The organism is Johannesbaptistia floridana (genome assembly GCF_057440575.1).
In genome coordinates, this window is sequence record NZ_JALKVM010000356.1 from 1 (window position 1) to 6,770 (window position 6,770).

Here is a 6,770-nt window from a genome sequence, read left to right on the forward strand (position 1 = left end):
AGATTACCGCAGACCATCAAGACTGCTTTATCTGTGAAGGATAGGGCACATCTATATGAGTAATGAGTTTTGAAGTAATAAGTAATGAGTAATGACTTAATTAAATTCCTTCTGTTTTAATTTATTAATTGAACTTATTAATATCTTAATAATTCTTTCATTTTCTTCTATCATATTTTGAAATTTAGCTCTTGAGACAATCCCGGATTTAATCATTATTTTTATCCAATAAAGAGTTTCATTTGCTTCTTTTAAAGCAAGAGAATATTTATTGATAAAATCTTTATTTGATTGAGCGAAAACAGCCTCTGAACAGTTTACCCCAATTGAGGTTCCACTTCTTAAAAATTGTTTTGCTAAAATTTTACCAGCATCATCAAAATGTCTTTTATTAAGTTCACAGTATGCTTTTACAACTCTAATTGCGAAATTTTCAGTTCTTTCTTGAATGGTTATATTTATGCTATTATTAGTCATAAGTAAAATTGAAATGTAATAATTCAATTTTACTTTATAAGTGATGGGTATTTACTCATTACTTCAAAACTCATTACTTCAAAACTCAAAAGTGTAGAGTACCGAGTAATTAGCAAGGAATAAAAACACTTTACATGGCAATCATATATACCGCTGACTTTTTTCTGTCTTATTTTGCTGTTTGAGTAAATTTGAGTAGATTTTTAGAAGCGGTTGGATGAAAATCAATTTCCTTTTGGAGAAGTGGTTAAGTTATTAAATTAACAGGCTTTTCTCTATAACTTACATCTTCCACCAGTAGCTTTTGCTAAAGGTGGAAGATCTCAGTTCGAGCAGTATTGGTATGGATCTCATCGAGTAGCAGCAACAGAACTATAGCATTTTTCGGATTCATGAGGTTGTACCTAACTCGGAGCATCCTGCCTCGGTGCCTCCTGCCTCCTGCCTCAAAAGAATAACCTCTGTAACTCACCAGTATGAGAATTGCTATATAATTTAGCACCTATAATGAAACTAGGTGCTATAAATCAACTTAAGGCTTGGTATTGACAGTAATGGGGCCATTAACTAAAGTTTGACAAGATAAACGGTAATTTTCTGGCTTCTTTTTCAGCTTACGTTTTTCAAAATCTGTGGGTTCAGAAAGATTTTCCATTCCTTCGACTATTTCTACTATACAAGTTCCACATTGACCATAACCACCACAGTTCATTAACTTTCCTTTAAAAGTATAAAGATCTATTCCATTTTGTAAAGCTTTTTCTCTCAAGTTAGCACCGTTAGCAGCTACTACTTCCTTATTTTCTTTCTTAAACTTAATTGTAGTCACTTAGTTTCCTCTTTGATTTCAACCCTCTATTAAGAATTATAAAGTTTTTTTATGAATTTTGTAAATATTTAAACAAATATAAAGAAAAAGAAAAATCTTAAGTTTTACCTAAAAAACCATTTAATGACTAAATTTGTTAGTTATATTATGAATGACCGTTTTGATTATAAAGTTTTATGGACTTCTTTTCTGATACAGTAGCATTATCCCGCACTCAGTTTGCGGTAACTGCAATTTTTCACATGCTGTGGCCAGTTTTAACCACAGGAATGTCAATTTATCTAGTGATTATCGAAGGGTTATGGTTAAAAACCCGCAACCGAGACTACTATTATCATGCTCGTTTTTGGGCAAAAATCTATGTTCTCAATTTTGGAATTGGGGTAGCTACAGGTGTGCCGATGGAGTTCCAATTTGGTACAAATTGGGGGCCGTTGTCTGAAGCTATAGGAGATTTTTTTGGAAGTGTTTTAGGTTTTGAAGCCTCCATGGCTTTCATGCTAGAAGCAGGTTTTTTAGGAATTATGCTGTTTGGCTGGGAGAGAGTAAGTCCAGTAATCCATTATTTAGCCACAATTTTGGTAGCATTTGGGGCTAATCTTTCAGTATTTTGGATTTTAACCGCTAATTCTTGGTTACAAACACCTAGTGGAGGGGAATTAGTCAATAACAAATTTATTGTCCAAGACTATTTTGCAGCAATCTTTAACCCGTTTATGGCGAGAAGTGTGATGCACATGTCTTTTGCCACCTGGGAAACATCCCTATTCGTAATTGGTGGAATTAGCGCCTGGTATCTTATCAATAAACGTAATCAAGAATTTTTCGTCAAGTCATTTAAGATTGTTTTGATAGGGGTAATTTTCCTAGCTCCATTACAAATATATGCAGGTCACCTAAGTGGTGAACAAGTATATCAATATCAACCCACTAAACTAGCGGCGATGGAAGCCCAGTGGGAAACTATTCCTGCGGGAGAAAGTGGTGACTGGAGTTTTGTAGCTTGGCCGAATGAGACTGAAGAAAAAAATGATTGGGAAATAACTGTTCCCAATGCTCTAGGCTATATTTTAGAACTCAAGAAAGAATTACCAGAGCCGGTTTTAGGGTTAAAAGAATGGAAACCAGAAGAGCGCCCTAAAATGGTCGGTCTAATTTACTACTCATTTCGTATAATGATTGCCATTGGTTTTTACCTAGCTGGACTAATGTTAGTCACAGTGATTCAATGGCTCAGAGGCGCACTCTCACCAGATAAAGTCAGTGAACAACGTTGGTTATTGCGGGCTTGGTTATTTGCTGGTCCTCTAGGCTATTTAGCTATAGAGAGTGGTTGGATTGTACGTTGTGTGGGGAGACAGCCCTGGACTCTCTACGGTCAAATCCGCACCACTGATGCAGCGTCGGTAATTCCTGCTGGGGAGGTTTTAGGTTCTTTAACGGGTTATATAGTCATTTATTCTGTACTTTTTGTGTGCGCACTCTTTTTCGGTAGTCGCATAATTAGAAAAGGTCCTAATTTAAACTTACCAATACCTGGAGAAGAAATACCCGGATTAAGAGTAGAGCCTGCTGAACATATACCCGATAGTCGTCCTCTGGAAGCTCAACAATAGGAGAAATTCATGGAAACTTTAGATTATTTCTTGCCACAAGTGTGGTTCGCAATTCTAGTACTATTTCTCTTTCTTTACGTTATGCTTGATGGCTTCGACTTAGGAGTAGGTATTTTATCTTTAACTGCCTCTAGTGAAGAAAGAAGAGGTCTACTGATGACCAGTTTAGGTAATGTCTGGGATGCCAATGAAACCTGGTTAGTTTTAATGGGAGGAGGTTTATTTGGAGCTTTTCCTCTAGCCTATGCAACTATTCTCAATGCGCTCTACATTCCCATTTTTATTATGATTTTTGGCTTTATTTTCCGGGCTGTAGCTTTTGAGTTTAGAGAACACGCCGATAACAAATTGTTATGGAATTTAGCCTTTGGTGTCGGGAGTTTCCTAGCATCTTTAGGTCAAGGCTACGCATTAGGAGCAGTATTAGGAGGAATTAAAGTAGACCAAAGTGGTCATTTTATTGGCTCTAACTGGGATTGGCTGACTTGGCAAAGTACTCTAGTGGCTCTAACTTTGATTCAAGGGTATGTATTGATTGGTTCTAATTATCTAATCATGAAAACAGAAGGTAAGCTTCAAGATACCCACTATAAAACCTCAAAAATTGCCGCGATTACTACTTTGATAGGGGCAATTTTAATTACTGTGTTTACTCCTTTTGTTTCAGATGAGATTCGAGTCCGTTTGTTTCAAGAGCCTTTTGTTTACATCTTTGCTTTGATTCCAGTAGTTGGTACTTTTTTGGTTTGGCAATTAATTAGAGGTTTAAACAATCGTAGGGAAGTTACACCCTTTGTGGTGACGATTTTGATTTTCTTGCTTACCTTCTTGGGTTTAGCTTTGATTGTTTTTCCCTATATTATTCCCCCTAGTATCACCATTTACCAAGGCGCCGCAGCACCTAGCGCTTTAGTGTTTATGTTGATTTTTATCGGCGTGCTAATTCCGATCATGTTGTTCTACAATATCTATCAATATGTTGTTTTTCGCGGTAAGGTAACTACTAGTTACTATGGCGATTAATTAGGAATTATTTGTTTTTGCCAGAAACCTAGCGCTCTCCTAAGTAGGGGAGCGTTACTTACTTTAGAAAAATTTTTTTGTCAAATAGTTTACTTTCTGTTACAATTAATTTAAAGAAATCTTAACAACCGTCGGTACGTAAAAAAGTGCCGTTGGGATTTCTCCTATGACTAAACAACAACGTATTTCAAGTAACCAGCGATCGCTTCTGATTTGCTGGTCTTATATTTTTCTCCTGAAATTAAAACACCCCTACCCCTGTGAGGGTTAGGAGTATCTGTGAATCTAAATATTGTTAAGACTACAGCGATCGCTACTATAACTTAGAAACTAGCATCAGTTAGATAATAGTGTTGTCATGAATCACAGAATTTTTCAGGATTACGACAATGCCACTACGAATATAGAAGCCTTGATCTTCACGATTAGATTCTTCAACATTGTCTTTGTTGATAATTTGGACATTAGCACCAACACGAGCATTTTTATCTACAATCGCTTTACGAACCACACTATTTGCACCAATACCCACAGGAATTTTCCCTGCTTTCAAGACTTCTTGCCGTTCTGAAAACGGTTCATAGAAATCTGAACCCATAATCAGAGAATCTTCAATCACACATCCTGACTCAATCCGGCTTCTAACGCCTAAAACCGAGTGATTGATTTGACATTGTTTAATAATACATCCTTCGCCCACGATTGACTCGTTTACTTGACAGTCAAGCATTTTGGTAGGAGGTAGATAGCGAGAGCGGGTATAAATTGGTGCATTTTCATCGTAAAAACTAAAAGCTGGGGATGGTTGCTTAGTCAAAGCTAAATTGGACTCATAAAAAGCTTCTATAGTTCCAATATCTTCCCAATAGTCATTAAACAAGTATGCCTGAAGATTATATTTTTTAGCTGCTGAGGGAATAACCTCCTTACCAAAGTCAGTTTCTTCAGTATTATTTAACAAATCCATCAAAGTTTTTTTGTTAAACACATAGATACCCATAGAAGCAATATATGGTTTTTCTTTTGCTTCTTCTGGAGTTAAACCTAGAATACTGGTATCTACCTGCATTTGTTTTAGTGCGTCTCCCTTGGGTTTTTCCAAGAAATCTATAACTCTACCTTCCTGATTAATTTTCATCAAACCGAAACTAGAGGCGCGTTTTTCGTCTATAGGTACTACCGAAAGAGTTATATCTGCCTTAGTTTCTTGATGACGTTTAATAAAATCACCATAATTCATACGATAGAGATGATCCCCAGATAAAATTAAGTACTCATCTACATCCCAAGACTCCATTAACCACAGATATTGACGTACCGCATCTGCTGTACCTTGGAACCAACCGGGACTATCTTGAGTTTGTTGAGCCGCTAATACCTCTACAAAACCATCATTGAAACCTGCGAAATGGTAAGCACGAGTGATATGACGATTGAGAGATGCGGAATTAAACTGAGTAAGTACGTAGATTTTAGTAATTTCGGAATTAATACAATTACTAATGGGGATATCAATTAAACGATACTTACCTGCTAGGGGAACTGCGGGCTTAGCCCGTAGTTTTGTCAGGGGATAAAGACGAGTACCTGCTCCTCCGCCGAGAATAATTGCTAAAACTCTCTTCATAAGATAACCTCATAGATGCCAGATGTTTCTCATTTTAAGTTTATCCCAATACGGCGAATCTACCCTAAGTTAACTATTATTCTACTAAGAGAAATTTACTGCTTCTAGTTATCATATATTCTTGCTTCTAAAGCATCGGGATTTTCTTCACAATACTCTTCAAAATGGGTTTTGTCTATTCTTTCGGCTTTTTGATGAGCTGCTTCTGCTTGTAGTTCTTCTACTATATCCCAGGCTGCGGCACAGTCTGGTGATGTGGCTCCTTTTTCTTGACAAATGGCGCGGGCTGCTTCCCTTGCTTTTTGAATTTCTGTTTCTAAAAGCATCTCTCTGGGTTGTTCAACAAAATTACCTTTAGTAAGAATATCGGTAGTAGAAATAATACCTAGTAACTTATTTTGAATAACTGGGGCACGATGGATCCGAGTTTGAGCAAATAAACGAGCTACGTATTCTACAGCTAAATCTGGGTTAATAGAAATACAGGGTTTAGTCATTATTTCATAGACTTTGATTTTATTAGGATCTTTCCCATATGCTGTTACTTTGTAAACAATATCCGCATCGGTAATAATTCCATAGGCATCTTCTTCGTTACGGCGGTCTACAATTAAGGCATGGATTTGATGTTCTTTCATAAGTTTGACCGCTTCTGCTACTGTAGCTGAGCCACGAATAGTCACAACTGAGGTTGTCATTATTTCTGAAGCTTTCATTATTTTTCTCCTTTTAGTAGTTGGTTTTGCTTGTGATTTGGTTTTGATCATAGATACAAAGAAAATCTTACCAGAAAAAGCAAATCTTAATCAGGGAGGATGCGCATTAAAATTTATACTTTATATATTTAGTCAACACCCGGCCTTCAGTTCAACCTGGTTGTCACCCCGTCAGATTAAACGGACTTGATATTATCTGGAAATCCTGACATAATTTGGTGCGTTACGGGCTTCGCACGCTTCACACCCTACAACTACAACTACTTTTATACTGTTGGGTTTCGTGACCAAGGGCCCAACCTACAGGCTACAGGCTACCTTCTTACTCATTACTCATTACTTATTACTCATTACTCATGTTTGGTGCGTTACGGGCTTCGCACGCTTCACACCCTACTAATACTACTGGTTCTTTGGTACTTATGTATGCGATCGCCTTCAGATGAATAAGGAAAGTAGTAGGGCTTTAGCCCATTCAAATA

6 protein-coding genes are annotated in these 6,770 nt (G+C 37.0%); 2 read left to right on the forward strand and 4 right to left on the reverse strand.

Translation table 11 applies throughout. The features are described from left to right. Positions 1-96: 96 nt before the first annotated feature. Positions 97-477 carry a four helix bundle protein gene (locus tag MW688_RS19600; protein WP_486737699.1) on the reverse strand — a complete coding sequence of 127 codons (381 nt, stop codon included), beginning with the start codon at positions 475-477 and terminating at the stop codon, positions 97-99. Between the two features lie 532 nt (positions 478-1,009). Next, the gene (locus MW688_RS19605; RefSeq protein ID WP_486737700.1) at positions 1,010-1,306 is read right to left on the reverse strand and encodes a 2Fe-2S iron-sulfur cluster-binding protein; all 297 of its coding nucleotides are present in this window, start codon (positions 1,304-1,306) and stop codon (positions 1,010-1,012) included. A 176-nt stretch (positions 1,307-1,482) separates the two neighbouring features. Between MW688_RS19605 and MW688_RS19610 the strand changes: the two genes are divergently transcribed. Beyond that, a complete protein-coding gene (locus MW688_RS19610; RefSeq protein ID WP_486737701.1) occupies positions 1,483-2,922 on the forward strand; it encodes a cytochrome ubiquinol oxidase subunit I in 1,440 nt (479 codons plus the stop codon). A 9-nt stretch (positions 2,923-2,931) separates the two neighbouring features. Then, complete coding sequence (gene cydB / locus MW688_RS19615; RefSeq protein ID WP_486737702.1) at positions 2,932-3,945, forward strand: cytochrome d ubiquinol oxidase subunit II; 1,014 nt, start codon at positions 2,932-2,934, stop codon at positions 3,943-3,945. Positions 3,946-4,285: 340 nt separating this feature from the next. On the opposite strand, the gene MW688_RS19620 is transcribed toward cydB, so the two are convergent. Both MW688_RS19620 and MW688_RS19625 read right to left on the reverse strand, forming a co-directional pair. After that, a complete protein-coding gene (locus MW688_RS19620; RefSeq protein ID WP_486737703.1) occupies positions 4,286-5,572 on the reverse strand; it encodes a glucose-1-phosphate adenylyltransferase in 1,287 nt (428 codons plus the stop codon). 104 nt (positions 5,573-5,676) lie between these two features. Further along, positions 5,677-6,288: a CP12 domain-containing protein gene (locus MW688_RS19625; protein WP_486737704.1), complete on the reverse strand. Its 612-nt coding sequence runs from the start codon at positions 6,286-6,288 to the stop codon at positions 5,677-5,679. Between the last annotated feature and the right edge of the window lie 482 nt (positions 6,289-6,770).